This window comes from Streptomonospora salina (genome assembly GCF_014204715.1).
Taxonomy (GTDB): Bacteria; Actinomycetota; Actinomycetes; order Streptosporangiales; family Streptosporangiaceae; genus Streptomonospora; species Streptomonospora salina.
In genome coordinates this window covers 759484-784300 of the sequence record NZ_JACHLY010000001.1, presented here as the reverse complement: position 1 = coordinate 784300, position 24817 = coordinate 759484, and the positions used below count along the sequence as shown (strand labels likewise).

Genomic DNA, 24817 nt, shown 5'->3' with positions numbered 1-24817 from the left:
GCACCGGTGCAGGAGGGGTAGCGCCGGCGCGGACGGGCCGTGCAGCCTCCCCGCGCGGGCGAGCCGCCTCCGCACCGGTGTCGACGCCGCGCCGCTCCGCACCGCCGCCGAAGGATCCGTCCGCCGCTGGGCACCGCGACCGGAAGCGTCACGTCCGGTGGCGGTTGCGCGGGGTGTTCGGGGATGCGCAGCCGATGCAGGTGCGGGCCGTGGGGCGCGCAGTGAGGCGCGCCGCGGCGATGGGGCCTCCGCAGTCCTCGCACGTCCGGTACACGCCGTCGCGCAGTCGCTGGGCGGCCCGGTCGAGATCGGCGAGTTCGCCGTGCACGTGCTCCCGCATGGCCTGGAGCTGTTGGCGTTCGTAGGCGACCGTGGGCCCCTCGGGATCGTGCTCGTCGTCGGTGCCCGCCGATGCGGCCGCCTCGACGACGCCGTGCCACTGGCGCAGCAGGGATCGGGCCAGTCCCGCCGCTTCGGCTCTGGCCCGCCGAATGCGCTCCGCTGCCGCGCGGTCGTCCGTTCCGGGACGCTCGGGGGGATCCGCTGCTTCGCCCATAGTGCCGACCACAACGCCATCGGCGCGGTGGCTATTTCGCGAGCGGCAGCCGGGTCGGCGGCAGGCCGGCCGGCCTGCTCCGCGCCGCCGCGGTGGCCGCGGCGGGGCGCAGGGGCGGCGAACGGCTTCTCGCGACGAGCGGATCGCGGCGCGGGGGCTGAACGCAGCACAGGTGCCGCCCCATCGCCCGCGCGGGAAGCCCGGCGAGCAGCGTGTCGGTGGGGCACCGCGGGGAGCGCGCGGAGCCCGGGTCGGCGGTGTTCGCGCGGGGCGGGGTTCCGGTCAGCGGCGGGTACGGCCCGGGCTGCCCCAGCGCCGCATGATCGGGCGCTCCACGAGTACGTGCAGCAGCCATGCCGGCATCAGGCTCGTCGTGACGGTGTGCCCGGCCAGCGCCAGTACGTACGGCCATGACGCGGGACCGCCCGGAGGCGCGCCCCAGGTCGGCGACGTGCGCCCGATCCACCCGTACGCCACGACCAGCCAGTGCACCAGATACTGCGCGAAGGGGAGTCTCGCCCAGGAACACCATCGTGGGGCGGCTGAAGAAGCTGCCCCGGCCGGTGATGTCGGCGTTGGCGGCCGCCGCGACCAGGAAGCCCAGCGGCACGGCCGTGAGTGCGACGAAGCCGAGGTTGCCCGGCAGCATGGCCGTGGCCACGAGCGGCGCGGCCGGAAGCAGCAGCGCCACCGGGAACGGCAGCCGGAACCAGCGCCCGCGGATGACGATCAGCGCGATCACGATGCCCAGCACGAACTCCAGCATCCGCGCGGGCGGGAAGAAGGTCATGAACCACATGGCCTCCCAGAGCTGGCCGGTGCCCTGGTGGACCTCTCCGGACTTCGGGAGCAGGGCGGCCCAGCGGGACGGCCCGGATCGCCGCGTAGACGCTGCTGGAGAAACTGGTCGCGCGCCGCATCCCGCAGAATCTGTACTGCGTCTCCGTGCTGAACGTCGGCTCGCTGATCCTGGCGTCGGGCAGCGAGGAACAGCGCAGGACGCTGCTGCCGGCGATGGCGGCGGCCCAGCGCATCGCCTGCATCCTGTTCACCGAGCCGGGTAATGGATCCGACCTGGCAGGCATCACCACCAGCGCCGTCCGCGACGGCGACGGCTGGCTCATCAACGGACGCAAAACCTACAACCTCAAGAGCGCCTACGCCGACCTGGCCGCTCCGGCAGAGGCCTACCGCCTGGTTTCCGCCGAGTCCCTTCGCCTGGGCACCCCGGGTGAACTGTGGCTCGAAGCCGACTCCGCCGCCTGATCCCGTATCGGGTTCTCGCGCGAAACTCCAGTGATATGGAGCATTGCGGTATAGAGTGGTGCAGCCTGTGACTCTGTCTATCGAGAGGGACGGCATGAAGGTCACCTGGAAGCAGGTCGCCGCCTGGCGGATGCGGCGCCAGTACATGGAGCCTCGTGCCGAGCACGGCGCACGGCAGATCGTCAGCCGACTGGCCGGTGTCCAGGCCCAGGTCTGGAGTTCCGCCGAGGCGGCCGTGGCGCTGCGGCAGTCGACACCCGACAGGGACAGCGTCAACCGGGACATCGCCGACGGCGCGCTGATGAAGACGTGGGCCATGCGCCAGACGCTGCATCTGCTGCCACCGAGTGAGGCCGGTGCGTACCTGTCGCTGATGGCGTCAGCGGGCAGTTGGCTCAAGCCGTCCTGGCAGCGGGCCTCCGGCGTCAGTCCGGACCAGATCGACGCACTGACCGACGAGGTGGGCGCGATCCTCGAAGGGGGAGCGGTGCTCACCCGGGACGAGCTGGTCACCCGGCTCGTGGCGGACCAGCGGTTCGCGGGCATGGAGGAACGCCTGCGGTCGGGGTGGGGCTCGGTGCTCAAGCCGCTGGCCTGGCGCGGAGTGCTCTGCCACGGCCCCAACCGCGGCAACAAGATCACGTTCACGTCGCCGGCGAGCGTGTTCGGGTCGGATTGGAAGCGGATTCCCGACGCCGACGAGGCCGCACCCGCCGTGATCTCGGCGTATCTGGGGGCCTACGGCCCCGCCACCCCTGACGCGTTCGACCGGTGGCTGACGCTCAACAGTACAAGCAAGCCGCGATTGCGCCGCTGGTTCGCGGAGATGGACGACGTCCTCACCGAAGTCGACGTCGAAGGCCGTACGACGGTGATGCTGAAGGAGCACGCGGACGAGCTGGCCGACATTCCCCCGTGCACGGGAGTCCGGCTGCTCGGCGGATTCGACCAGTACCTGCTCGGACCGGGCACCAAGGACGACGCGCTGCTGCCTGCGGAGCACCGTTCCGCGGTGAGCCGCGCCGCCGGATGGATCTCCCCGATCGTCGTACGGGACGGCGTCGTCGCCGGTGTGTGGGAGATCGACGGCGAGGAGGCGGTCGTGGCGCCGTTCCCCGGCAGCGACCCGCTGCCGGAAGGGGAACTCGAAAACGAGGCGGCGCACGTGGCGCGCGCGAGCGGTCTGAGCCGACTGTCGGTCCGGGTCAAATGAGGGGACGGGCGCGGTAGAGATCGCGCAGCGGCACGTCGACGGCGGCGTGCGGGAAGATCCGCGGTTCGCCGTTCACGTCGACGAAGGTCCCGCGCAGTCCCGGCTGGTATGCGACGACGTCGTTCAGCGCGGCGACGAGCGCGTCCGGCCGCAGCGGTCCGCCCAGGTCCAGGATCAGCGGGATGGTATGGGTGAGCGCGCCGTGGTCGGCCGGCTCGGCGGCCCGGGGGTGGCGGCGCTGCTCGGCGCGTTGCACACCGGAGCGGTGCAGCTGCTGCTCGGCGCCGGCGGCGGTGCTGACGGCCTACGCCGCCGGCCGTTCGGGCTACGCGCCCCGCAGGGAAGCCTGGAAGAACTGCTCGCGGGCATCGCGGCCGATGTGCTGGGAGCGACCCGAGTCGTCCGTGACGACTCCTTCTTCAGCCTGGGGTGCGACTCCGTGCGCGCGGTGCAGCTCGCCGAGGCCCTCAGCGAACACCGCCACCGGGCGGCACGCCGCACGGCCGTCCCGCCGTGCGGCTAGTTCTCGCTTCGCGGGGAGGATGCGCCGGGCTTCGTCCCGTCCAGATGCCCCTGCCGTCGCAGCCGGTCGATCCAGGACTGAGCCGTATAGCGCGGCACCTGACAGTGCTGCGCGACCTTTCCGACGCTGCCCGTCTCCTGGAACACCGCGGTCACCTGGTCCGGGTCGGGCATCTTCCGGTACGGGCGCCCGGTGCTCTCCTGGGCGACGGAGGCCCGGGGACGGGACTCGCCCGAAGCGTCGCCTGCGGACGCCGACCGGTCCGCGATGCCGCTCAGCGCTTGAGCAAGCATCTCGAAGTCGATGTTGAGTGCGGCTTGTGCGGGAAACTCGCCATTCTCCGAGGTGCGGACGACGAGTTCCACAATCCGAGGCGTGCCATTGGCACTGCTCTCCATCACCGCGGTGATCGTCGACGGCGTATCCCCGGCGTCACCGCTGGACGTCTCGACGGTAATATTCCATGGTCAGGAGCGGGGTCGGGAGAATCCTGCGTCGTATTTCGGTCGACGGTGATCATGCGATTCGCGGTGCGGCGAACGTAAGGGTGTTCTGCGATTCCGTGCACCGATGATCTTCATGGGATTTCGGAGGCGCCCCACGCGGCGACGAGCCGGTCGCTCTTCGGCCGAAGGGTCAGGTTCTCGGCGGTTTTCCAGTCCTCCGGTGCGTGAATTCGTAGTGTACTGATGACGAACAAGCTCACCGCGGTGCTGCCGACTCTCGGTGAAGCCGGGACGACCATCGCTGACGCATGTCGCCTTCTCTCCGGCAGGCGTACTCGCTGAAGCGCCGCACTGTAGAGTGGCGAGCGCCTACCTCGCGGGTCTTGTCCAACAGGACCGGACGCAGGGTAGAAAATCGACGAAGCGCATGCCCTTCCCCGCTCATGTGTATACATGTAGTCTTTATCGTATAACCTGACCTCCTCTAACGGCAGTCGAGGCGGTTCTCCCCCTGGTCGGAGCGCTGCCCCCGCGGCGTGTTCCGCGACGGCCGGGCCCGTGCGGTGATATCCGTGGACCCTGGTCGACCGCGGCACTCCCGCGGATGGCGACTCCGCCCGGCGACCGTATCCGCGGCGGGTGCGACGAACGCGTCCGCGGCGGCGCCTCGGGCGCGTCGCTTCCGACCGAGGCGCCGGGAGCCGGGTCCGCACCGACTCGACCCATGACGAAACACGGGGAACCGCTTGCTGACTTTCCGAGAACACGCGCACACGCATCCGCGTCGGTGGAGGTGAACTGCGGTGAGCCGCCACGTTCAGATCACGTTCGACTGCGCCGACCCGACCGGGATGGCCGAGTTCTGGAGCACGGCACTCGGCTACCGGGTGCAGGGACCGCCCGGCGGCTACGAGACGTGGGAGCGTTTCCTGGACGCGATGGACCTGCCGCCGGAGAGCCGCAACGATGCCTCGGCGGTGGTCGACCCGGACGGCTTCGCACCGCGGCTGTTCTTCCGGCGCGTGCACGAGGGAAAACGGGCCAAGAACCGCGTCCACCTCGACGTGCGGGCGGCCCCCGGGCTCGACGGCGACGAGCGGATGGCCGCCCTGGAAACGGAGGCCGAGCGGCTCGTCTCCCGTGGCGCGACCCGCATTCAGCGCTACGACCCCGCCTCCACGCTGGAGGCCGGGCACATCATGATGGCCGACCCCGAAGGCAACGAGTTCTGCCTCGACTGACCGACCGACCGGCCGCGGGCGCGGCGCCCGCGGCCGGATTCAGCCCGGGTGATCGGCGATCATCGCGGCGAACTCCGCGGGAGTGGCCAGGCGGACGGCCGAGGTCACCGAGGCGGTCTCGATGGAGTCCCCCACCCGCGGCCCCTCCACACCGGCCCCCGATTCACTCGCCCGGGAGCGTGGCGTAGACCGAGAGGCCGCTGCCCGAACGGGAGGTGATGCCGAGTTCTCCCGCGTGAGAAAGGACGATTCGGTCGACAAGTGCCAGCCCCAGACCGTGGCCCGCCGGCCCGGTCCGGCCGGCGGATACACGTCCCGCTCCCCGCAGGAACGGTTCGCGCAGACGCTGGACGGTCTCGCCGTCATGGTCCGCGCCGGTGTTCTCGACCCTGAGCACGCATCGATCCGCCGCTGCACCGCGCCCGGTGGCGACCCACACGCGGCCCGCCTCGTCCGGATTGTGCCGGACGGCGTTCTGGACCAGGTTGGAGGCGACCTGAGCGAGCAAGGTGGCGTTTCCGGCGGTGCGCGCGGGTTCGAGCAGACTCTCGACGACGACTCCCGACCGCGCCGCCTCTGCAGCCTGCTCGGCGACGGCGGTGTGCGCGATCGCCGCGAGGTCGACAGGACCGTGCTCGGCCGGTCCGTCGGCTTCCGCCAGGTGCAGCAGCGCGTCGACGAGCGCAAATGAGCGCTGGTTCGTCTCGGTGAGCCGGTCCAACAGCTTCCGGTCTGCCCGTTCGTCGGGGCGTGGGAGGCGACGTCGAGCAGCGTCGCCGTCACTGCGAGCGGAGTCCGCAGCCCGCGCGACGCGTTGGCGGCGAAGCGCTCCCGTGCTGTGAAGCTCTCCTGGAGACGGTCGAGCATCGCTTCGAAGGAGTCCGCAACCTGGCGGAACTCGTCGTTGCGCCCCGAGAGCCGGATGCGGTGGTCGAGGGCTCCTGCGGCCGCTGTATCCGGCCGGCAAGCAGCCAACCGCCCACCATCCCCACGAGCGCCAGCCCGGCGAGCAGATAGCCGGAGATGCTCAGCAGGGTACGCAGGATCACCTCGCGTGAGGCGATCGGCCCCTGATACTGCGGGTTGGCCGTAAGGCGACCGGAATCTACGCGGTGACGATAACGATCGATACGGTGCAGTGCCCGAGGCGGGAGAGCGGTTCAGCTCCGTTCGGCTCCCGTGAGGCGGGGCAGTGCAGTGACCGGGGCCGGCAGCAGGAGGCCCGGGTCCGCGCCGGTGCCTGGATCGATCCCCAGGAGCAAGAGATCACCTTCGGCGCCTTCACCGAGCTGTGGTGGGTTCAGGTGCGCCTGGCCGACAACACCCGGGCCACGTACCGCTCCTACCTGGATTCCCACATCCTGCCGCAGTGGCGGCGCTGGCCGCTGATCGCCGTCTTCAGCCACCACCTGGAGGTCCAAGGCTGGGCCGACCGCCTGTACGAAGGTCGTGGAGAACGGCGCGAACACCGAGGAGACCGTGGATACGGCTCGCAGGGCGGACAGTTGCGCCGCGGCAACTTCGGCCCCCGGTTCTGGCGCCCGGCTTGGGACGGGAGCTTGGCCTCAGGACCTCGCGATCTGGAACAGCCCTGCGCGGAAAGCGTCGATGTCAACCTCCACACCGGACGCCACCCGCATCTGAAGGCCGCTCACCGCGCAGACGATGAGTTCGGCCCGCTGCTGGGCCGCCGAACCGGGATCGCCGGAGGTCCGGTCGATCGATCGGGCCAACCACCGGCACACCCGGACGTGTCGCTCGGCGATCATCGACTGCAACCGGGCCGAACTCGTCCCCTTGGCCCACACCTGGCTGCTGATCTGGCTGCGGCGCAGGGTAGTGGCAGCTGCCACCAGCGCGTTCATGGCCTGGTCAAGCGGCACGGGCTCACTATCGCTCGGATCATCGAAAAGGACGCCGAGCGCGCTCTCGCACGTCGCCATCACGACCGCGTCCTTGTTGTCGAAGTAGCGGTAGACCGTCCCGGTCGCGACGCCGGACGCCTCTACGATGTCGGCCATCGACGTATCCGAGAACCCCTGTTGAGCGAACAGTGCCGCGGCGGCCTCGAGGATTGCCTGCCGGCGGTCGCGGAGGTGCTGTTCGGTCAACTTCGCCATGGCGCTGCTGCACTCCTCACGGAATCGATCTCACGAAGACCGGTGGGCGGGTGTGGCATCCACATTTTCTCACCGCCCCGGCGTGGATCCCAGTGAACGGTGCCCGTCGGTGACCGCGGAGATCGGTTGCCACGCATCGGCTCGTGTCCTGCGTCTGAAATCCGTTTTATAAGTGTAGGCCTCGTGGATGGCGAAGACGGGTCGGACGAAGAGGGCCGAGCCCGCCCCCGCTCCCCGCCGTGAATCGGCCAGGCCGGACGTGCGCAGCTGGGCCGCCAGGCGGCGGATCACCACCGGGTTGGTGTTGACCTGGCGCGTGCACCCGGCCTTCTTCACTCGCGGCAGGGCGGGCTCCCAGCTGGCATCCCCATGTCGTCGAGCACGCCGCTGCGGGCGCCGTCCGCAGCCTCGGCACTGTCGACCTCGAAGAAGTGGGTCATCACATAGTCCCCTTGGCATCCAGGTCAGCGGCGGGGGAGAGGTTCCTCCGTCGGCGAGCTGGTCGCGTCGAGCCTCGCTGAGCTCATCCGGCTCTTCCTGGCTGCTAGCCTCAAATCGCTGATGAATGAACGCTCATTCTGCGCGGGGCGGGCCGGGACGGCGGGCGGATGCGTACCCGCTCCGGCAACGGGGCCGTGACCCCGGAGTACCGGACTGTGCCTGCGGAGAAACACGGGCTGTGACAGATCCAGCCGGCCTATCCAGGAGGTACGCATGGCTCTTTTCGGTATAGGGCTTGATTCAGGGTTCAACGGAGTGGAAGAGAGTCCGGGCGACTCCGATCAGTTGGTCTCGGACGCGCGAATGGCAGATCGCGCCGGACTGGACGTGGTCACGGTGACCGATCACCCGTACCACGGCGGGCAGTTGGACGCCTACGCCACGCTCGGATTCGTGCTCGGGGCGACGACCAGCGTGGCCGGAGTGGTGACCATGACCAACCTTCCGTGTCGGCCGGCGCCGACGCTGGCCAGGACCGTCAGCGGACTGTCCGCCCTGTCCGGCGGCCGGATCAAGCTGGGAATCGGCGCGGGCGTTTTTTGGGACGACATCGTCAGGCTCGGGGTCGAGCCCCGCACACCGGCCGAGGCGGTGCGCATGCTCGCCGAGGGCATCACGTTGCTCAAGGCACTCACCGGCGGCGGGGACCCGGTGACTTTCGACGGCGAGTTCTACCAGGTCGATAAGTTGGCGCCCGCTCAGGTGCCCACGCCGCCGATCTGGAGCGGGTCCATGGGGCCCGCATCGCTTGCGGTCACCGGAAGGCTCGCCGACGCCTGGATGCCGGCCGGCGCCCAGAATTGGCGTAGCGACCCGGTTGCGGAAAGTCGGGCGGTGATCGACAAGGCCGCGGTCGCGGCGGGCAGGGACCCGTCCGATATCGCCACCGTCCACAACGTGTTCGGGACCATCACCGACACCCCGGTCGATGCCACTCGCAGTGTCGACAGCAACGGGATCCCGTGGCTGAGCGGCACGGTCGAGCAATGGACCGAGGAACTGGTGTCCGCGATCGACGATTACCGCGCGGACGGTTTCGTGTTCTTTTCGGGCGCCGACGCCGCCGACGAGAAGGAGGCGGCCCATTCCCGGTGGGCTCACGAGATCGTGCCCGCCGTGCGTGCGGCGACAAGCGCCGGGTGAGCACGGAATCGTGCCGCACAGACGCGTGCACCCGGTCCGATCGCAGCAGATGCAGGCCGCCGATGATTCCAGCCGGCCTGTACGCCGGAGCGAGGTCGACCCGGTCGTAGCTTCCACCGACCCGGCAGCTCACAACCATCCGCTCATGACAGAAAGTCAGGGGAATGACGTCTTCAGTCGATCCCATTCGGGAGTTGGCCCGTCAGCTCGCTGAGAGATGGGGAAGCAACCGCGTCCATCTGCACGGAGACCGTGAGTACGCTGAGGCGTCGCGATTGTGGAACGCCGCCGTGGCGGTGCGTCCCGCACTGGTCGTACGTCCCCGCAGCAGCGCGGAGGCCGCGACCGCGGTCACCCTGGCCCGGGAGTCCGGCGTCGGCCTCTCCGTGCGCGGCGGTGGCCACGACTGGGCCGGCCGCGCGCTGCGCGAGGAAGGACTCGTCCTCGACCTCGAACATCTGCGCGACGTGCACATCTCGGGCGACACGGCCCTGTTCGGCGGCGGAAGCCGCGCCGCCGACGTCGTGACAGCCGCCGCGCCGCACGGCATGAACCTCGCCACAGGCACCGCCGGTGTCGTCGGCATGGCGGGGCTCTCCCTCGCCGGAGGGTACGGCCCGCTCACCGGCACGGCCGGCCTGGCGGCCGACAACCTCCTCGGCGCCGAGGTCGTCCTGGCGGACGGCAGCCTCGTCTCGACCGACGACGATCCCGAACTGCTGTGGGCGCTGCGTGGCGGAGGCGGCAACTTCGGCGTGGTCACATCAATGCGCGTCCGCCTCCACTCCGACCGCGGCCTCGTCGGCGGCACGATCGTCTTCGACCGGCACGAGGCGCAGACCGTACTCGCCCGCTACGCGGAATTGATCGACGGCGCACCTGACGGACTGAACGTCCTGATCGAGATGACCTGGATGCCCGACATCGGAGCCTGCCTCCTCGCCGTGCCCACCTGGTCGGGTCCGCCGCAGGAAGCGGACACCGCGCTCGCCGCCGTGGAACGACTGGGCACGCCGGTGGCCAACACCCTCGCTCCGACGTCCCAGAAAGAGCTGCTCGCACAGTTCGATCAGCACGTCCCCAACGGAATGCACTGGGACATTCGCACTCGCACCGTCGCCACTCTGACGCCCGAACTCATCGGGCTGCTCTCCGCCCGGATGGAAGCGCGCCCAGGGCCGGGAGCGGGAATCGGGCTGCGCCCGCTCCACGGGGCCGCCGCACGTGTCGGTACCGATGACACCGCCTTCGGTCAGCGCGAGAGCCACGTCGTACTCGAGATCTCTGCCGGGCGTGGGCCGGACGAGGACCCGGAGCCGTACCGGAAGTGGGTCGACGGCGTGAGCACTGACGTGGCACCCCACGCCCTCCCCGGCGGCTACCCGAACTTTCTCGCCCCGGGGCAGCACGAGCAGATCGCCCACGCCTACGGCACCCACGCGGATCGGCTCGTGGCCGCCAAAGACGCCTATGACCCGGATCGCGTTTTCACCGCCACCCCGCTTCCCTTGCCCGACGTGCCCGCGTAGCGCTTCAGACCCGTCATGTTCCCCGCAGTCCCGCACGTGGTTCGGTCGGACCGGGGCCCTCCGGAGCCGCTCCGGGCGGATTGCCCCGGCCCCGCCGACCGAGCCGTGCAGACGTGAGGCCGGAGGTCGATCGCCGGCGGCGCTGTGGGGCCGATGGTGGTTGTCATGGGTGTTGCAGGTCGCCAGAGCCCCTGCGGCACGGATCGGGATCACTCCACGTCAGCCCGTACGGGGCTGAATCGCGGGAACCCCAGGGCTGAAACATCTGCAGAGCAGAACGATCACGTGGATCGTCCGCGTGATCTTCCGATGAGGAATGTGAGAGGAACGCAGAAATGAGCGAGCACAGCCACTCGAGGGTCTCCGCACCAGGTTCTTCGTGGGCACTGGTGACCGGTTCGACAAGCGGAATCGGTCATGCGACGGCAGTCGGCCTGGCCGCGGACGGGTACTCGGTCATCGTCACGGGTCGTGATCGGGACCGGGCCGCCGAGACGCGCCGATCCGTCGAGGCCGCCGGTGGCCGCGCCTTCGATCCGGTTGCCGACCTCGGCGATTCCGCAGCGGTGCGCGGTCTGGTGGCGCAGGTTCGCGACGTCATCGACGGACCGCTCGACGTCCTGGTGCACAATGCCGGGGGAGGGGCTTTCGCGCCGACCGAGTCCACTCCGGAAGAGACGTATGACGCGGCCTTCAACCTGCACGCCAAGGCGCCGTTCATGCTGACGGGCGCCTTCGCCCCGGCGATGGCCGGACGCGGTCGAGGAGCCATCGTCAACGTGGGGAGCTTGAGCACCTCGATGGCCGCTGCCGGCACGGCCGCCTTCCAGGCCTCGAAGGCGGCGCTGTCCATGATGACCAAGTCGTGGACCGCGGAATACGGTCCCCGCGGAGTGCGGGTCAACTCCGTCGATCCCGGGTTCATCCTCAGCCCGGCGAACGAGGGCATCCGCGATATGTACGGGACCTACCTCGCCTCGCTGCCTGCCGGACGTGGCGGAGCCCCCGAAGACGTCGCGAACGCTGTCCGGTTCCTCGTGTCACCCGAGGCTTCCTACATCAACGGCGCGACGCTCACTGTGGACGGCGGAAAGACCGCGGTCGTGCCTATGTGACCCGTAGCGGAGACCTTCGCCCGGGCGAGGAAGGCGGCCGCGGCGGCGCCCTTCTCGTCGCCCCGTGCCTCGTTGCAGGTCAGGCGGGAGAACCCGTCCACGGCGGAGTGGAGGTAGACGTAGCCGCCCCGCCGCCCCGCCGCCCCGGCGCCCCGCTGCCCCGGCGCTCTCGGCCCGGTCGGCCGCTCGTGTCCGGGCGGAGTCGCGGCCGTGCACGCGCCATTCCCCGCCGTCGGGGATGCGGCCGACCTCTTGGCGGGAGTGGCTGCAGCAGGTGTGGGCCGACGAGGCGATCGTCGAAGCCGTCGAGTTGGCCAGCCCTCATTTGGTTCGACGCGTCGACGCGGTGTGTGCCGGGCACGTCGTCCGGCCGCGCCGCGTGCGGCGCGCGGTGGGGGCGGTAGTCCGCTACCTGCTGCGTATGCACAGCAGGGCCACGCCGTTCGGGCTCTTCGTCGGCGGGGCCCCGATGCGCATCGGGGCCCATGCCGGAGTCCGGACCCAGGAACCAGGCTCGGCGGCGGCACGTCCCGACTCCGCCTGGCGCGCCGGCCTGTTCCCGCTGTCGGCGGACGGCATGATCGTCGCCGCATCCATGTCCCTGCTCAGCGACGCCCGCCAGGGCCGGCGCGGGGGAGCGCTGCCCTGGCCCCTGCTGATCGTCGGCAGTGCCGCGTCCCTGGCCGCCAACGTCGCAGTGGCCGGCCAGCAACCGGATCGCAATCACCCCGAACCCCGCGCCGTGCAATAGAGCCTCGAACCCGCCGCGCCGCCCGCGGAGTCGCCCGGCGCCGGAGCACGGCCAGCCTCCTCGCGGAAAACTACCCGAAAGGGTAACGCGACGGGCAGCAGCATTTCCTTAGGCTTTGGTCAGCAACCCGGAGCTTGCGCTTTGCGAGCCGGCAGGAGGGCCGTCCACAGCGGATATCGACTGGCGGGGCGCAGCCATGCCGTGTCGACGCAATGCCATCAGAGGAACGAGGAAGGTGATCCGGTGTACAGCCTCCACAAACTGCTGTGGGATATCCGCAAGGACCCGGACCTGGCGGAACGGTACCTCGCAGACCCGGACCCGATACTCGATTCCTACGGTATCGCGGGCGGAGACCGCGCGGCTATGCGCGGACTCGACTTCAAAGCCATGCACGAGCGCGGGTTCAACCCCTACCTGATCTATTTCTGCGCGATCCAGTTGAAGGTTGACCGTGCTGACTACTACGCCCAGATACGGGGGGAGAAGAACTGATGGCCGAGACCACCGGACGTGTCGTGGGTGCCTTTACCGCTTCGCACTCACCCGGCATCACGGCATGGCCCGAACGTGCGGAGCCCGCTAAGCGCGAGGCGGTGGAATCGGCGTTCACCGAGGTTCAGAAGCGAATCGACGCACTCGCGCCCGACGCGATCATCGCCGTATCCGTCGAGCATTTCACCAATTTCCACCTGGGAAACCTCCCGGCGTTCGCCGTCGCGACGAGCGACTCGTATCTGGGGCCGGTCACCAAGGAAATGGGGGAATTCCTCAACGTCACGCAGCGCCAGTACCCCGGACACTCCGTACTCGGCCGGCACGTGTACGAGTTCGCCCTGCAGGCGGATTTCGACCCCGCCCTGGTGGAAGGCGGACTGGAGTTCGACGAGAATTTCTGCGTCCCCTTCAAACACCTCGATCCCGAGTCGAAATACCCCCTCGTGCCCATCATCGTCAACGGGGTCAACCCGCCCTGGCCGACCGTGAGCCGCTGCCACGACTTCGGACGGATGATCCGCCGCGCGGTCGAGGCGCAGACTGAGGCCCAGCGGGTGGTCGTCGTCGGCACGGGCGGCCTGTCCCACTGGGTGGGCCTTCCGGAGTCGGGCAAGGTCAACGAGGAGTTCGACCGCGAATTCATCGACCGGTTCGAGAACGCCGACGAGAACCGCCTCCTCTCCTACACCGCCGAGGAGATCGACGCCGCCGGAAACGGCGCCCACGAAATCCGGACGTGGCTCGTGGCGGCGGGCGCGGTCCAGGTGCCGTTCGACGTCCTGGCCTACGAGCCGGTTCCCGAGTGGCTCACCGGGACCGCGGTCGCGGCCGCGCGGCTGTAAAACCCGTCCGTGCCCCCGAGTTCGCCGTTCAACACCGAGTAGAAGGTGAGTGACCCCATGATCAGCAGACTTCCCAAGGTGACCGGTCGCGACATGCGCGGCGTCATGGCCTATCCCCCTACCCCCGCGCTCCCGGGAGCGGACCTGGTCGATGCCGAGAACACGGTGAATCTCGAAGAGACCGAGCGCATGATCCGGTCCCTCATCCGCGACGGGGTGGACGCGATCGCCACCAACGGCACGCTCGGCGAGATGCACACGCTGACCCTGGACGAGTGGAAGGCCTACGCCTCCTGCGTCGCCGAGACTGCGCAGTCGGAGAACCCCGACTTCCCCGTCTTCGTCGGCGCCACCACGCTCAACACCCGCGACACCATCGAGCGGATGCGGTTCCTGGCGGACCTCGGAGTCACCGGGACCCTGCTCGGCCGCCCCATGTGGGGGGACATGGTCGCGCCGATCATGGAAAGGTTCTACCGGCAGGTTGCCGAGGCGGTGCCCGAAATGGCCATCGTCGTCTACGACAACACGGCCGCCTTCGGGGGTGTCATCCCGCGCTCCGTCTACCGCACCCTCGTGGAACTGCCCCAGGTGGTGGCGGTCAAGTACGCCGGAGGCGCTTCGGTCGGGTTCCGCTACCACAACGACATGGCCCACACGCAGACGAGCTTCCCCCTGATGCCGATCGAGACCGACTGGTTCCCGGCCTGGGAGATGTACGGCGAGGACCTGGTCGGAATGGCGTGGTCGTCGACCACCGCCATGGGACCGGCTCCCGTCCTCGCACTGCGCGACGCCCTGCGCGAGGGGCGCACCGAGGACGCCCGCTGGCTGACGGAGCGCCTGCGGTGGGCCCACGAGCCTTTCATCGTCGGACAGGACTTCTTCGAGTTCGCGAAGTACAACGTCCCCCTCGAGAAGATCCGCGTCAACGCCGCCGGTTACATGGACGTCGGCAAGAGCCGGGTGCCCTACACCGAGGACCTCGTTCCCGAGGCCCACCACAAGACGACGCAGGAGCACGTCGAGCGCTACAAGCAGATCACCGCCGAAATCGAGGCGCATCTGGGCGCCTCCTCGTCCCGGACCGCCGAGAAGGTGTGAGCCATGGCGACGCAGCCCACAGGTACCGGCGTCGAAGCGGGCCTCGAAGGCATCAGAGACGGCATCGCCGAAGGGCGGTTCCCGGCTCGGGTCTTCAACGACCAGGAGATCTTCGACATCGAGCAGCACCGCGTGTTCTCCAAGGCCTGGTGCTTTCTCGCCCACGAGTCCGAGATCCCCAACCGCGGTGACTACGTCACGCGCTATATAGCGAACAACAACCTCATCGTCGCCCGCGCCGAGTCGGGGGAGATCCACGCCAGTCTCAACATGTGCCGCCACCGCGGCAACATGATGTGCAAATCCGAGATGGGCAACGCCTCCCACTTCCGCTGCTCGTATCACGGATGGGTCTACAAGAACTCCGGAGAGCTCGTCGGGGTCCCCTACATGAAGGAGGGTTACGGGGGCAGGATCGACAAGCGCGACTGGGGCCTGGTCAAAGTACGTACCGATACCTACGCGGGCCTGCTGTTCGGAACGCTCGACCCGGACGCGCCGCCGCTGGACGAGTACCTCGGGGGGTTCCAGTTCTACCTGGACCTCTACCTCAAGCAGGGCTCCTCCGGCAGCGAGGTGCACGGTCCCCCCGACCACTGGGTGACGGAGACCGATTGGAAGATCGCCGCCGAGAACTTCTCGGGCGACGGCTACCACACCCCGGTCGCCCACCAGTTCGGGTTCAACCTCGGCTACTTCGCCTCCTCGGGCTCGACGCACGGCCAGGGCTGGGCGGCGAGCATCCCCGGGAAGGGGCACGGCATCGGGCTCGGCCACACGCCGGGCTTCCCGCCCTTCGCCGGGTTCCCCGAGGAACTCGCCGAGGAGATGCGGCACAGCCTGTCGCCGCAGCAGGTCGAGGTCTTCTCCCAGACCCGGACCGCGGTCGGAACCGTGTTCCCCAACCTGTCCTTCCTGATGCAGCCGTTCAGTGTCATACCGGGGCAGACGGGCGTGCGGTTCGTGACTATGCGGCTCTACCACCCGATCGGTCCGGGCAAGACCGAGATGTACTCCTGGTGCCTGGTCCCCAAGGACGCCTCGGAGGAGTACAAGCGGGAGGCCTACCGCGCCTACACGCTCGCCTTCGCCCAGGCGGGGACCTTCGAGCAGGACGACCTGGAGAACTGGGCGCGCGTGACCCGTTCCGCCGGGTCGACCATGGCCAGAAACATCGAGTTCCCCTACGTCATGGGCATGGAAAGCCCCCGGGACCCCGACTTCCCCGGGCCCGGGCACGTGGTCACGCCCTACGTCAACGACTCCAACTTCCGGAACCTGTGGTCCCGGTGGTCCGACTACATGACCGGGCGGGTGTGATCGGCATGGCATCGACGAAACCGGACCGCGACACCGTTTTCGACGTCGCCGACTTCCTCTACCGGGAAGCCCGCGCACTCGACGAACGCCGTTTCCGGGACTGGCTCGACTGCCTGACGGACGACGTCCGCTACGAGGTGCCGCTCCGGGTGACCCGCGAGGACCAGGCCGAGTGGGAGGTCTCCCCGACGTCCAGGATCTTCGACGACGACAAGCAGACGCTCACGCTGCGGGTCGAGCGGCTGGAGACGGACTTCGCCTGGGCGGAGCAGCCGCCGTCACGCGCGCGCCACTACGTCGCCAACGTCGTGGCCGACCCCGGCGAACGGGAGGACGAACTCGTCGTGTCGTCGAACTGCCTCATCTACCGGAGCCGAGGCGACAGCATCGAACCGAACTTCTACTCGGTCGCCCGCACGGACACGGTCCGCCGCGTGGACGGCGGACTGCTGCTGGCGCGGCGCTACGCCGTGCTCGACCAGTCCGTCATCAACGGGCACAACCTGTCGATCCTCCTCTGACCAGAACCAAGGAGCGCAGCTATGAATGAAGCCGTTCCCACACCAGAGGCGGAGAACCCCGACGACGGCGAGGTTCTCCACTACCCGCGCGACAGAGGCGGCGACGGCCCCATCGTCGTGGCCAACGAGTTCGTCGACGTCGTCGTACGCAAAGTCCACACCCGCAACGGGATGCGGCTGGAGATCTTCTCGCCCAAGCACAACACCTGCGTCCGCTTCGACGCGGTCGCGCTGGACTGTCTGAGCTACCAGGAACCGGAGTTCATCACGTCCCTGCTGGCGCGGAGCCCGGCACCGTGAACGGGGGCCTGCAAGGACTGAGCATGCTGGTCACCGGGGGCGGATCGGGTATCGGGCAGGCCGTCTGCCGGCGCTACCTCGCCCTCGGGGCCCGCGTCACGGTGCTGGAGCGATCCCACGAGCACGCCGACGCGCTGCGCCGCCTCGGCGGCGACCTCCTCCGGGTAGTCGTCGGCGACGCCATGGACGGCGACTCCCTGGCCGAGACGCTGGCCGCCGCGCGCAACGACGGCGGCGGCCTCGACCACCTCACCGCCTGTGTCGGGGTCTTCGACAACTACGTGTCTGTGCGCGACCTCACCGCGGCCGAGTTGGAATCGGCGGGTGAGGAAATGTGGCGCACCAACGTCCTCAGCTCGCTGAAGGCGGTCAACGTGTGTTATGAGGCGCTGAAGGCGGCCCGCGGCTCGGTGACGCTGACGCTGTCGGAGTCGGCGTACCGCCCGCGTGGCGGCGGCGTGCTCTACGGCAGTTCGAAGTGGGCGCTGCGGGGAGTCGTGGACCACCTCTCGGCCGACCTCGCACCGGAAGTCCGGGTCAACGGTGTCGCGCCGGGCGGGACCGGCGGCACGCGCTTCGGCGGACTGCGGTCGCTCGGCCAAGATTCGACGGCGGACCGGATAGCGGGGCGCGACGAACGCATCGCCCGCAGCAACGTCCTCGGAGTCACGCCGCGGCCGGAGGACCACAGCGGCGCCTACGCCTATCTCGCCGATCCGAGCGCCGCCCGGGTCGTCACCGGGATCGTCATCAACACCGATGCCGGGAGTGCCGCATGAGCGTGACCGGAAGGGCCTCCAACGGGGCCGAAGCGGTCGGGGCGACGCTCGCCGCCTGCGGGATCGACACCGTCTACGGGGTCGTGGGCAGCGGCAACTTCGTCGCCACCGACGCGCTCGTCCGAAGCGGGGCGCGGTTCGCCGGCGCCCGCCACGAGGCGGGTGCCCTGGCCATGGCCGACGCGCACTGGCGCACCACGGGGCGGATCGCCGCCTGCAGCGTCCACCAGGGGCCGGGCCTGACCAACACCCTGACGGCACTCGCGGAGGCCGCCAAGAGCCGGAGCCCGGTCGTGGTCATCGCGGGGGCGACATCGGCCGGCATGACCCGTTCCAACTTCTACCTCGAACAGGCCGCCCTGATCACCGCCGCCGGCGGGGCGGCCGAGCATCTGCACCGGCCCGACACGGTCACGGCCGACACGGCCCGCGCTTTTCGCCGGGCCATCGACGAGCAGCGTCCGGTCGTCCTCAACATGGCGCTGGACGTGCAGGCCGCCACCGCGCTCTCCCCCGAGGACCCGGTCGCGGTCCTGGAGCCTGCGGGGCGTCCGCAACCGGCGGCCCACGTCCTCGCCGAACTGGCCGAGGACCTGCTGTCCGCCAGCCGTCCCGTCCTCCTCGCGGGCCGGGGCGCCTGGTTGTCGGGCGCCCGCGCGGCGACCGCCGCGCTCGCCGACAGGGTCGGGGCACGCCTCGCGACGACCGCGGTCGTCAAGGGCATGTTCACCGGACACCCCCGGGACGTGGGTATCGCGGGAGGGTTCTCCGACCCCGCCGCGGTGGAGACGCTGGAGTCCGCCGACCTCATCGTGGCGCTGGGCGCCACGCTCACGACCTGGACGACGCGCGGGGACACGATCTTCCGCGGTCCGGTCAAGGTGGTCCAGATCGACCGGGAACACAGCGCCCTCGGCCGCAACGGACACGTCGACGTCGGCATCGTCGCAGACGCCGACGCCACGGTATGCGCGCTGCTGGCCGAGGTCGGCGACCGTCCCGGCGCAAGCCGGTTCGGCCCGGTCGAACGATCCGCCGCCCCGGTTGCGCCCCGGCCCTCCGCCGAGGGCGCATCCGAGGGCACCTGCCATCCCGCCGATATCACCGCCCGGTTGGAGGAGATGCTGCCCGCCGAGCGCTCGGTCGTGCTCGACGGCGGCCACTTCATCGGCTGGCCGGCGATGGGGTGGTCCGTGCCCGACCCCGCCGGGTTCGTCTTCACCAGCGCAGGGTTCCAGTCCATCGGGCTGGGCCTGGGCGCCGCCGCGGGTGCGGCCGTGGCCCGACCCGACCGGCTCACCGTCCTCGCCACCGGTGACGGCGGGTTCCTCATGGCGGTATCGGAACTCGAGACCCTCGTCCGCCTGAACCTCGACGTCCTGGTCGTGGTCTACGACGACCGCGCCTACGGCGCAGAGGTCCACCATTTCTTCCACCACGGTTCCGGACTCGACCTCGTGCGGTTCCCCGACGCGGACATCGCGGGGATCGCCCGGGGCGCCGGCGCGCGCGCCGTGACGGTCCGGGAGCAGCACGACCTCGCGCAGGCCGCCGACTGGTTCGCCGAACCGCGCGGTGTTCTCGTCCTCGACGTCCGGATCGATCCGACGGTGGTCGGCCCCTGGGCCGATCAGGACTTCGCCGGCCACTGAACCGCCGCACGCCCGCGCCGCGGACGCTCGGGCCTGCGGCGGCGGTGCCCGGCCCTGCGCTCACCGGTGCTCGTGGGCGCCGGTGGAGCGGGTGGCGGTGGTCCCGCGTCGCCGGGCCGCCGGCGGGCACCCGATCCGTTGGGCTGGGGCTCGGCCACCCGCGGTCCCTCACCGTGACCGTCCGCAGGCGGCGCCCCTCATCGCCGTCGCGGCATGCACGGGCCGCCAACGTTTCGGGCACGCAGTGTCGTCATCGACTCCTGGCTGCTGTGATTTCGGTCCTACTTTGTACCCGTATGGGTCACGACCAGATCGGTCCGTGGTGCGTAATGTTCCTCACCAAGCTCGCTGCGGCACGGGGCTCGGACCTCGCCGCCTCTCCCGCTCGTTCCCACCGCTTTTCGCCGGCTACACCCCTGGAGATCGAGATGTCCCGAAGGAACCGCTTTGCCGCGGCGATCACCGCGTCGGGCACCGCACTTCTGCTCACCGCGTGTACGGGCGGCGGAGGGAACGCCGCCGCAATCGCCCCCGGCGACGAGATCCGGTTGAGTTACGCGTTCTTCGCGCCGGCCGCGTCGTTTCCGGCGGTGCAGATGGAGGAGTGGTCAGACCGGCTTGCGGAGAAGACCGACGGGCAGGTGACGGTCCAGACCTATCCCGGTGGGACCCTGATGGCCGCGGGCGACATCTACAGCGGAGTCTCCGCCGGCGCGGTGGACATCGGTATGGACTCCCCGGCCTACGACAGCAGCCGCTTCCCGTTCTCCTCGGTGATCAACCAGCCGATCGGGATCGAGAACGCCCGCGTCGGCAGCGCCACGTTCCTCGACCTGCTGCTCGAGTACGAACCCGCGGAGTTCGACGACTACGAGATCATCAGCGCGTTCACTACGGAACCGGCCTACCTGCAGACCCAGACCCCGGTCCATAGCCTCTCGGATTCCGCCGGGCGCAACTTCCGCAGCTCCGGCGCCACGATCCCCATGCTGGAGGCCATGGGCGCGACGCCGCTCAGCCTGTCCATGTCCGACGTCGCGGAGAACCTGCAGATCGGCGCCATCGACGGCTACGTGTCCTCACGCGAGGTGCTGCGGGACTTCTCGCTGGCCGAGCAGGTCCGATACGTCACCGACTACCCCTTCGGCATCTCGAACAGCTTCGTGGCCGTCATGGACAAGCAGGCCTTCGAGGACCTGCCCGGGGATGTCCAGAAGGCCATCCTCGACCTGCGCGAGGAGATGTCGCTCTTCGCCGCGGAATTCCACGACACCGAGAACGTCGGCACGGCCCTCGAATGGGCGCAAAGCGAGCACGGCGTGGAGACCACCGGCCTCGAACCGGAGGTCCGCCAAGAGCTGGACGAGCGCATGAACCGGGTCACCGACGACTGGGTCACCCGGCACTCCGATGCAGGTTTCGACTCCCAGGAGGTGCTGGACCGCATGCGCGAACTGGCCGACCACCACGCCGCGGAACTCGGACCGGAGGCCCCGTGATGACGAAGCTCGTCGCTGTGACAGACCGGATCGCGCGCTCCCTCGCCCATATCGGCGGCGCGGCACTGGTCGCGATGATGCTGCTGCTCATCGCCAACATCGTGCTGCGGGCGTTCTCGGCCCCGATCCAGAGCACCTACGAACTCGTGTCGATGGCGGCCCTGGTGATCACCGCGATGGCGCTCGGCGAGGCCCAAGTCCACAAGTCGCACGTCGCCGTCGACATCCTCACCGGCAGGATGGGCCGGCGCGTCCGCATCGCCATTGCGGCCGTCGTCACCATCGCTTCGGTTGCGCTGTTCACCCAGTTGGCGCTGAGCCTGGCCGACTACGCACGCGCCATGTACGCGACCGGTTCCGCCACCGAGGCGCTGCGCGTCATGCACTGGCCCCTGGTGGGCGTGGTCCTGGTCGGCGTCCTCGGCATGCTCGCCGCCCTCGTCGGCGACCTCGAACGCGTCGCCCGCGCATGGCGCTCTCCGTCGGCCGAAGCGGACATCTGGTGAAGCCCGCCGACGGACCGGCTCCCCGGCCCCCGACTCTTCATCCCCCGCGCTGAACGGAGCATCCCGTGACACCGACACTCATTGCGATCCTCGGCATCGTCATCATGCTGGGCATCCTCTTCCTCCGGATGCCGGTCTCCTTCGCCATGCTCGGTGTCGGATTCGTCGGCGTCGTGACCATCGAAGACGTCGAAGCGGCACAGCACCTGATGGCGGCGGACATCTACCGGCAGTTCTCCAGCTACACGATGGCGGTCGTACCGCTGTTCATCCTCATGGGCCAGATCGTCTTCCGTACGGGGATGAGCGAGAAACTCTTCGCCGCCGCCTACACCTGGGTGGGGCACCTTCCCGGCGGCGTCGCCGCAACGACGATCACCGCGAGCATCGGCTTCGCGGCCGCCTCCGGATCGAACTCGGCCTCGACCGCGACCATCGGCGCGGTGGCCCTGCCCGAGATGAAGAAGTACGGCTACAGTCGGCGGCTGGCCGGGGGAGCGGTCGCGGTCGGCGGGACTCTCGGCATCCTCATCCCGCCCTCGACCGCGCTCATCATCGTCGCGGTCCAGTCCCAGCAGTCCATCACCAAGCTCTTCCAGGCCGCCCTCGTTCCGGGGATCCTCGTCGGCCTGCTGCTGCTCGCCACCGTGTTCGTCATGTGCCGACTCAAACCGGAGCTGGGGCCGCCCGGACCGAGGACGACCTGGAGGCAGCGATTCGCCTCCCTGCCCGGCGTGGTCCAGATCGGCGTGCTCTTCGTCGTCGCCATCGGCGGACTCTTCGCGGGTCTGTTCACCCCGACGGAGGCGGCCGCGGTCGGGGCGTTCGGAGCCGTCGTCCTCGGCCTCATAGGGCGCAACCTGACCTGGGCCGTGTTCTGGACGTCGATCATCGAGACGCTGCGGATCTCCGCGATGGTGATCCTGCTGGTGGCCGGCGCCATCGTATTCGGCCGGTTCCTCACGCTCAGCCGGCTGCCGTTCGAACTGGCCGAACGGGTGGCGAACCTGCCGGTCGCGCCCATCGTCGTCCTGCTCGTCGTCCTGGCGATCTACCTGGTCGGCGGCGCGATCATGGACGCCCTGGGGTTCCTCGTCATCAGCATCCCCCTGCTGTTCCCGCTGATTACGGGACTGGGCTACGACATCGTCTGGTTCACGGTCATCGTCATCCTGGTGACGACGATCGGCGCGATCACCCCGCCGGTGGGCGTCAACGCCTTCATCACCTCAGGGCTGGACACGTCCCTGGACGTCGTGACGGTGTTCCGCGGGACGCTCCCCTTCCTGATCCCGTTCGCCGTGGCGCTGGCGGTCCTCATCGCCTGGCCGGAGGCGATCCTCTTCGCCGTCGGCTGAGTCCCCGCCCCCGGCCGACCGGGGCGCGGCGCCAGGGGGCCGCCGCTCCCCGGACTCGGCATGCCCTCGGCCCCGGATCGCGGCACCGCCGCCCGCATGCCCCGGAACTACCCGACCGGGTGATGTTGCCGAGGCCACAGCCGCCGTAGCGTCGTCGTAATCACCGCAGCCGGTCGTGACGAAACCGGCGAACACCATGGAGAAGGAGGCGGTCCCGTGGCCGACTCGCCGCTTGAGGTCCGAAAGACCTTTGCCCAGATCGAGGAGATCCGCTCGTCGGCAGGCAGCTCGGACGGGAAGGAACTGCGCAGGGTCGCCGTCTGCGCGGTTGTCCGGAACCCGTATGCAGGACGGGGGTACGTCGACGACCTCTCCGCCGTCATCGGCGCCTCCGGCGAGGTGGGGCGGTCCCTGGGGGTGGAGGCCGCCCGCCTTCTCGGGGAGCCGGCGGAGAGCTACGGCAAGGGCGGACTCGTGGGCTCGGAAGGGGAACAGGAGCACGTCAACGCGGCCCTGACCTCGGTCTTCGGCAACGCCTTCCGTGAGGCCATCGGCGGTGGGAAGGCCTGGATCACCTCCATGACCAAACCCGCGGCCGCCGGCGACGTCATCGACGTACCGACCGCCTACAAGGACGACGTCTGGGTGCGCAGCCACTACGACGGCGTGCAGATCCGCGTTCCCGACGCGCCCCACCCGGATGAGCTCGTCATCATCGCCGTGGTGGCCAACCGCGGCCGGCTCAACGCGCGGGTCGGCGGCATGAGCGTGGCCGAGGCCGCTGAGAAGGGCGGGGCGCAATGAACACGCTCGCCGTCACCGGGGCCGCCACCGTCTTCTCGGGCGACATCGAAGCGCCCATCGTGGACGGAGCCGACACCGTCGTCGTGACCGACGGCGTGATCAGCCGCGTCGGCAACGCGCGGGATCTGCGAACCGCGATCGAGGGCGCCGACACCGTTGTCGACGCACAGGGATCGACCATCGCGCCGGGACTCATCGACTCCCATTGCCACGTCGTGCTCGGTGACTACACGCCGCGGCAGAAGACCGTCGACTTCCTGGCCGGCTACGTCCACGGCGGGATAACCAGCGTTGTGAGTCCCGGGGAGATCCACGCACCGGGACGCCCGCACACCGCAGTTGGCGTCAAGGCGCTGGCCATCGCCGCACGGGCCTGCTTCGAGAACTTCCATCCCGGCGGGATGACCGTCCACGCCGGTTCCGTGGTCCTGGAGCCGACGCTCCAGGAGCGCGACTTCGCCGAACTCGAGGAGGCCGGCGTCGTCCTCGCGAAGTTCGGCTTCGGACGCTACATGGACCCCGCTGAAGGGGCCGACCAAGTCAGGTGGGCCAAACAGCACGGCATCACGGTCATGTGCCACTCGGGCGGAGCAAGTATCCCGGGCAGCAAGCCGATCACGCCCGAGCACTTGCTGGCGCTGGCGCCGGACGTGTGCGGTCACATCAACGGCGGACCGACATCGCTGGACCCCGACGGGGTCGACACGATCATGGACGAGACCGGCATGGCGCTCCAACTGGTCCAAGCCGGGAACCTCAGATCGGCTGTGCGGATCCTCGAACGCGCGGCCCGGCAGGACGTCCTGTCCCGGGTCGTCATCGGATCGGACACGCCCACCGGCACCGGCGTCATGCCCCTGGGGGTGATCAAGACCGTCGCCGAACTCGCGTCGCTGACCGGACTGGACCCCGCGCTCGTGTGGGCGGCCGCCTCGGGCAACAACGCCCGCACATGGAACCTGCCCGCCGGCGTGGTCGCCGCGGGACGGGCGGGCGACCTCGTCGTCATGGACGCACCGTGGGGATCGACCCGCGGCAGCGCGCGTGATGCGCTCGCCGTCGGCGACATCCCGGGAATCTCCGCGGTCATCACCGCGGGCGGCGTTCGCGCGTTGAGAAGCCGCAACACCCCCGCTTCCGCGCGCAGCGCACCTGTCGCGCCGCGGATCCCGCACCTGGAATCGAGCGCTCACTGAGCCTCGAAGGACGTCAGTCACGGAGGTGACACCG

At 69.6% G+C, this 24817-nt stretch carries 28 protein-coding genes and 2 pseudogenes; 21 read left to right on the top strand and 9 right to left on the bottom strand.

The window, feature by feature from the left end; all coding sequences use genetic code 11:
* Window positions 1-148: 148 nt before the first annotated feature.
* The gene (locus HNR25_RS03605) at window positions 149-556 is read right to left on the bottom strand and encodes a TraR/DksA family transcriptional regulator (RefSeq protein ID WP_184633308.1); all 408 of its coding nucleotides are present in this window, start codon (window positions 554-556) and stop codon (window positions 149-151) included.
* 31 nt (window positions 557-587) lie between these two features.
* Complete coding sequence (locus HNR25_RS03600) at window positions 588-1355, bottom strand: hypothetical protein (RefSeq protein WP_184633307.1); 768 nt, start codon at window positions 1353-1355, stop codon at window positions 588-590.
* Window positions 1356-1501: 146 nt separating this feature from the next.
* Between HNR25_RS03600 and HNR25_RS03595 the strand changes: the two genes are divergently transcribed.
* Both HNR25_RS03595 and HNR25_RS03590 read left to right on the top strand, forming a co-directional pair.
* Entirely contained in the window at window positions 1502-1822 is a 321-nt protein-coding gene (locus HNR25_RS03595) for an acyl-CoA dehydrogenase family protein (protein ID WP_312862336.1), read from the top strand.
* A 67-nt stretch (window positions 1823-1889) separates the two neighbouring features.
* Window positions 1890-3035: a winged helix DNA-binding domain-containing protein gene (locus tag HNR25_RS03590; RefSeq protein ID WP_312862335.1), complete on the top strand. Its 1146-nt coding sequence runs from the start codon at window positions 1890-1892 to the stop codon at window positions 3033-3035.
* On the opposite strand, the gene HNR25_RS03585 is transcribed toward HNR25_RS03590, so the two are convergent.
* Window positions 3028-3291 carry a hypothetical protein gene (locus tag HNR25_RS03585; RefSeq protein ID WP_184633306.1) on the bottom strand — a complete coding sequence of 88 codons (264 nt, stop codon included), beginning with the start codon at window positions 3289-3291 and terminating at the stop codon, window positions 3028-3030. The two genes, HNR25_RS03590 and HNR25_RS03585, sit on opposite strands and share 8 nt — an antisense overlap.
* 9 nt (window positions 3292-3300) lie before the next feature.
* On the opposite strand from HNR25_RS03585, the gene HNR25_RS03580 reads away from it, so the two are divergent.
* On the top strand, window positions 3301-3558 hold the full coding sequence (locus tag HNR25_RS03580; RefSeq protein ID WP_184633305.1) for a phosphopantetheine-binding protein: 258 nt from the start codon (window positions 3301-3303) through the stop codon (window positions 3556-3558).
* Here HNR25_RS03580 and HNR25_RS03575 read toward each other — a convergent pair.
* Entirely contained in the window at window positions 3555-3959 is a 405-nt protein-coding gene (locus HNR25_RS03575) for a hypothetical protein (protein WP_184633304.1), read from the bottom strand. The genes HNR25_RS03580 and HNR25_RS03575 overlap by 4 nt on opposite strands.
* Window positions 3960-4807: 848 nt before the next feature.
* Here HNR25_RS03575 and HNR25_RS03570 point away from each other — a divergent pair.
* The gene (locus tag HNR25_RS03570) at window positions 4808-5245 is read left to right on the top strand and encodes a VOC family protein (RefSeq protein WP_184633303.1); all 438 of its coding nucleotides are present in this window, start codon (window positions 4808-4810) and stop codon (window positions 5243-5245) included.
* Between the two features lie 163 nt (window positions 5246-5408).
* On the opposite strand, the gene HNR25_RS03565 is transcribed toward HNR25_RS03570, so the two are convergent.
* The 4 genes and pseudogenes from HNR25_RS03565 to HNR25_RS25630 all read right to left on the bottom strand — a co-directional run bounded on the left by HNR25_RS03565 (window position 5409) and on the right by HNR25_RS25630 (window position 7701).
* Window positions 5409-5966 (bottom strand): sensor histidine kinase, encoded by a 558-nt coding sequence (locus HNR25_RS03565; RefSeq protein WP_184633302.1) that lies wholly within the window; start codon window positions 5964-5966, stop codon window positions 5409-5411.
* 137 nt (window positions 5967-6103) lie between these two features.
* Window positions 6104-6220: pseudogene (locus HNR25_RS27015) on the bottom strand (HAMP domain-containing protein); the annotation flags it as partial.
* Window positions 6221-6810: 590 nt separating this feature from the next.
* A complete protein-coding gene (locus HNR25_RS03555; protein ID WP_184633301.1) occupies window positions 6811-7365 on the bottom strand; it encodes a TetR/AcrR family transcriptional regulator in 555 nt (184 codons plus the stop codon).
* A gap of 69 nt (window positions 7366-7434) precedes the next feature.
* A complete protein-coding gene (locus HNR25_RS25630; RefSeq protein WP_246463512.1) occupies window positions 7435-7701 on the bottom strand; it encodes a helix-turn-helix domain-containing protein in 267 nt (88 codons plus the stop codon).
* Window positions 7702-8079: 378 nt separating this feature from the next.
* On the opposite strand from HNR25_RS25630, the gene HNR25_RS03545 reads away from it, so the two are divergent.
* The 3 genes from HNR25_RS03545 to HNR25_RS03535 all read left to right on the top strand — a co-directional run bounded on the left by HNR25_RS03545 (window position 8080) and on the right by HNR25_RS03535 (window position 11653).
* A complete protein-coding gene (locus tag HNR25_RS03545; protein WP_184633299.1) occupies window positions 8080-9009 on the top strand; it encodes an LLM class flavin-dependent oxidoreductase in 930 nt (309 codons plus the stop codon).
* Between the two features lie 164 nt (window positions 9010-9173).
* Entirely contained in the window at window positions 9174-10538 is a 1365-nt protein-coding gene (locus HNR25_RS03540; protein ID WP_221457426.1) for an FAD-binding oxidoreductase, read from the top strand.
* Between the two features lie 335 nt (window positions 10539-10873).
* On the top strand, window positions 10874-11653 hold the full coding sequence (locus tag HNR25_RS03535; protein ID WP_184633298.1) for an SDR family NAD(P)-dependent oxidoreductase: 780 nt from the start codon (window positions 10874-10876) through the stop codon (window positions 11651-11653).
* Here HNR25_RS03535 and HNR25_RS27010 read toward each other — a convergent pair.
* Window positions 11650-11908, bottom strand: a pseudogene (locus HNR25_RS27010) (IS481 family transposase); the annotation flags it as partial. The gene HNR25_RS03535 and the pseudogene HNR25_RS27010 sit on opposite strands and share 4 nt — an antisense overlap.
* On the opposite strand from HNR25_RS27010, the gene HNR25_RS26380 reads away from it, so the two are divergent.
* The 14 genes from HNR25_RS26380 to HNR25_RS03465 all read left to right on the top strand — a co-directional run bounded on the left by HNR25_RS26380 (window position 11892) and on the right by HNR25_RS03465 (window position 24783).
* Window positions 11892-12404 (top strand): lantibiotic dehydratase, encoded by a 513-nt coding sequence (locus tag HNR25_RS26380; RefSeq protein WP_184633297.1) that lies wholly within the window; start codon window positions 11892-11894, stop codon window positions 12402-12404. The pseudogene HNR25_RS27010 and the gene HNR25_RS26380 sit on opposite strands and share 17 nt — an antisense overlap.
* A gap of 243 nt (window positions 12405-12647) precedes the next feature.
* Window positions 12648-12899, top strand: a complete 252-nt coding sequence (locus HNR25_RS03525) for a hypothetical protein (protein WP_184633296.1) — start codon at window positions 12648-12650, stop codon at window positions 12897-12899.
* Window positions 12899-13744, top strand: coding sequence for a DODA-type extradiol aromatic ring-opening family dioxygenase (locus HNR25_RS03520; protein WP_184633295.1), 846 nt, complete (start codon window positions 12899-12901; stop codon window positions 13742-13744). The genes HNR25_RS03525 and HNR25_RS03520 overlap by 1 nt, the downstream gene beginning before the upstream one ends.
* Before the next feature lie 57 nt (window positions 13745-13801).
* On the top strand, window positions 13802-14848 hold the full coding sequence (locus HNR25_RS03515; protein ID WP_184633294.1) for a dihydrodipicolinate synthase family protein: 1047 nt from the start codon (window positions 13802-13804) through the stop codon (window positions 14846-14848).
* 3 nt (window positions 14849-14851) lie between these two features.
* Window positions 14852-16168: an aromatic ring-hydroxylating oxygenase subunit alpha gene (locus HNR25_RS03510; protein WP_184633293.1), complete on the top strand. Its 1317-nt coding sequence runs from the start codon at window positions 14852-14854 to the stop codon at window positions 16166-16168.
* A 5-nt stretch (window positions 16169-16173) separates the two neighbouring features.
* Window positions 16174-16689 (top strand): aromatic-ring-hydroxylating dioxygenase subunit beta, encoded by a 516-nt coding sequence (locus HNR25_RS03505; protein WP_184633292.1) that lies wholly within the window; start codon window positions 16174-16176, stop codon window positions 16687-16689.
* Between the two features lie 21 nt (window positions 16690-16710).
* Window positions 16711-16989: a hypothetical protein gene (locus HNR25_RS03500; protein WP_221457425.1), complete on the top strand. Its 279-nt coding sequence runs from the start codon at window positions 16711-16713 to the stop codon at window positions 16987-16989.
* A 23-nt stretch (window positions 16990-17012) separates the two neighbouring features.
* Window positions 17013-17768 (top strand): SDR family NAD(P)-dependent oxidoreductase, encoded by a 756-nt coding sequence (locus HNR25_RS03495; protein WP_221457424.1) that lies wholly within the window; start codon window positions 17013-17015, stop codon window positions 17766-17768.
* Window positions 17765-19420 carry a thiamine pyrophosphate-binding protein gene (locus HNR25_RS03490; RefSeq protein ID WP_184633290.1) on the top strand — a complete coding sequence of 552 codons (1656 nt, stop codon included), beginning with the start codon at window positions 17765-17767 and terminating at the stop codon, window positions 19418-19420. Before HNR25_RS03495 ends, HNR25_RS03490 begins: the two co-directional genes overlap by 4 nt.
* A gap of 296 nt (window positions 19421-19716) precedes the next feature.
* Window positions 19717-20919: a TRAP transporter substrate-binding protein DctP gene (gene dctP, locus HNR25_RS03485; RefSeq protein WP_184633289.1), complete on the top strand. Its 1203-nt coding sequence runs from the start codon at window positions 19717-19719 to the stop codon at window positions 20917-20919.
* Window positions 20919-21425 carry a TRAP transporter small permease gene (locus HNR25_RS03480; protein WP_184633288.1) on the top strand — a complete coding sequence of 169 codons (507 nt, stop codon included), beginning with the start codon at window positions 20919-20921 and terminating at the stop codon, window positions 21423-21425. The genes dctP and HNR25_RS03480 overlap by 1 nt, the downstream gene beginning before the upstream one ends.
* A gap of 65 nt (window positions 21426-21490) precedes the next feature.
* Window positions 21491-22783: a TRAP transporter large permease gene (locus tag HNR25_RS03475; protein WP_184633287.1), complete on the top strand. Its 1293-nt coding sequence runs from the start codon at window positions 21491-21493 to the stop codon at window positions 22781-22783.
* A 216-nt stretch (window positions 22784-22999) separates the two neighbouring features.
* The gene (locus HNR25_RS03470) at window positions 23000-23587 is read left to right on the top strand and encodes an amino acid synthesis family protein (RefSeq protein WP_184633286.1); all 588 of its coding nucleotides are present in this window, start codon (window positions 23000-23002) and stop codon (window positions 23585-23587) included.
* Window positions 23584-24783, top strand: coding sequence for an amidohydrolase family protein (locus HNR25_RS03465; protein ID WP_184633285.1), 1200 nt, complete (start codon window positions 23584-23586; stop codon window positions 24781-24783). The genes HNR25_RS03470 and HNR25_RS03465 overlap by 4 nt, the downstream gene beginning before the upstream one ends.
* The last annotated feature ends 34 nt before the right edge of the window (window positions 24784-24817 follow it).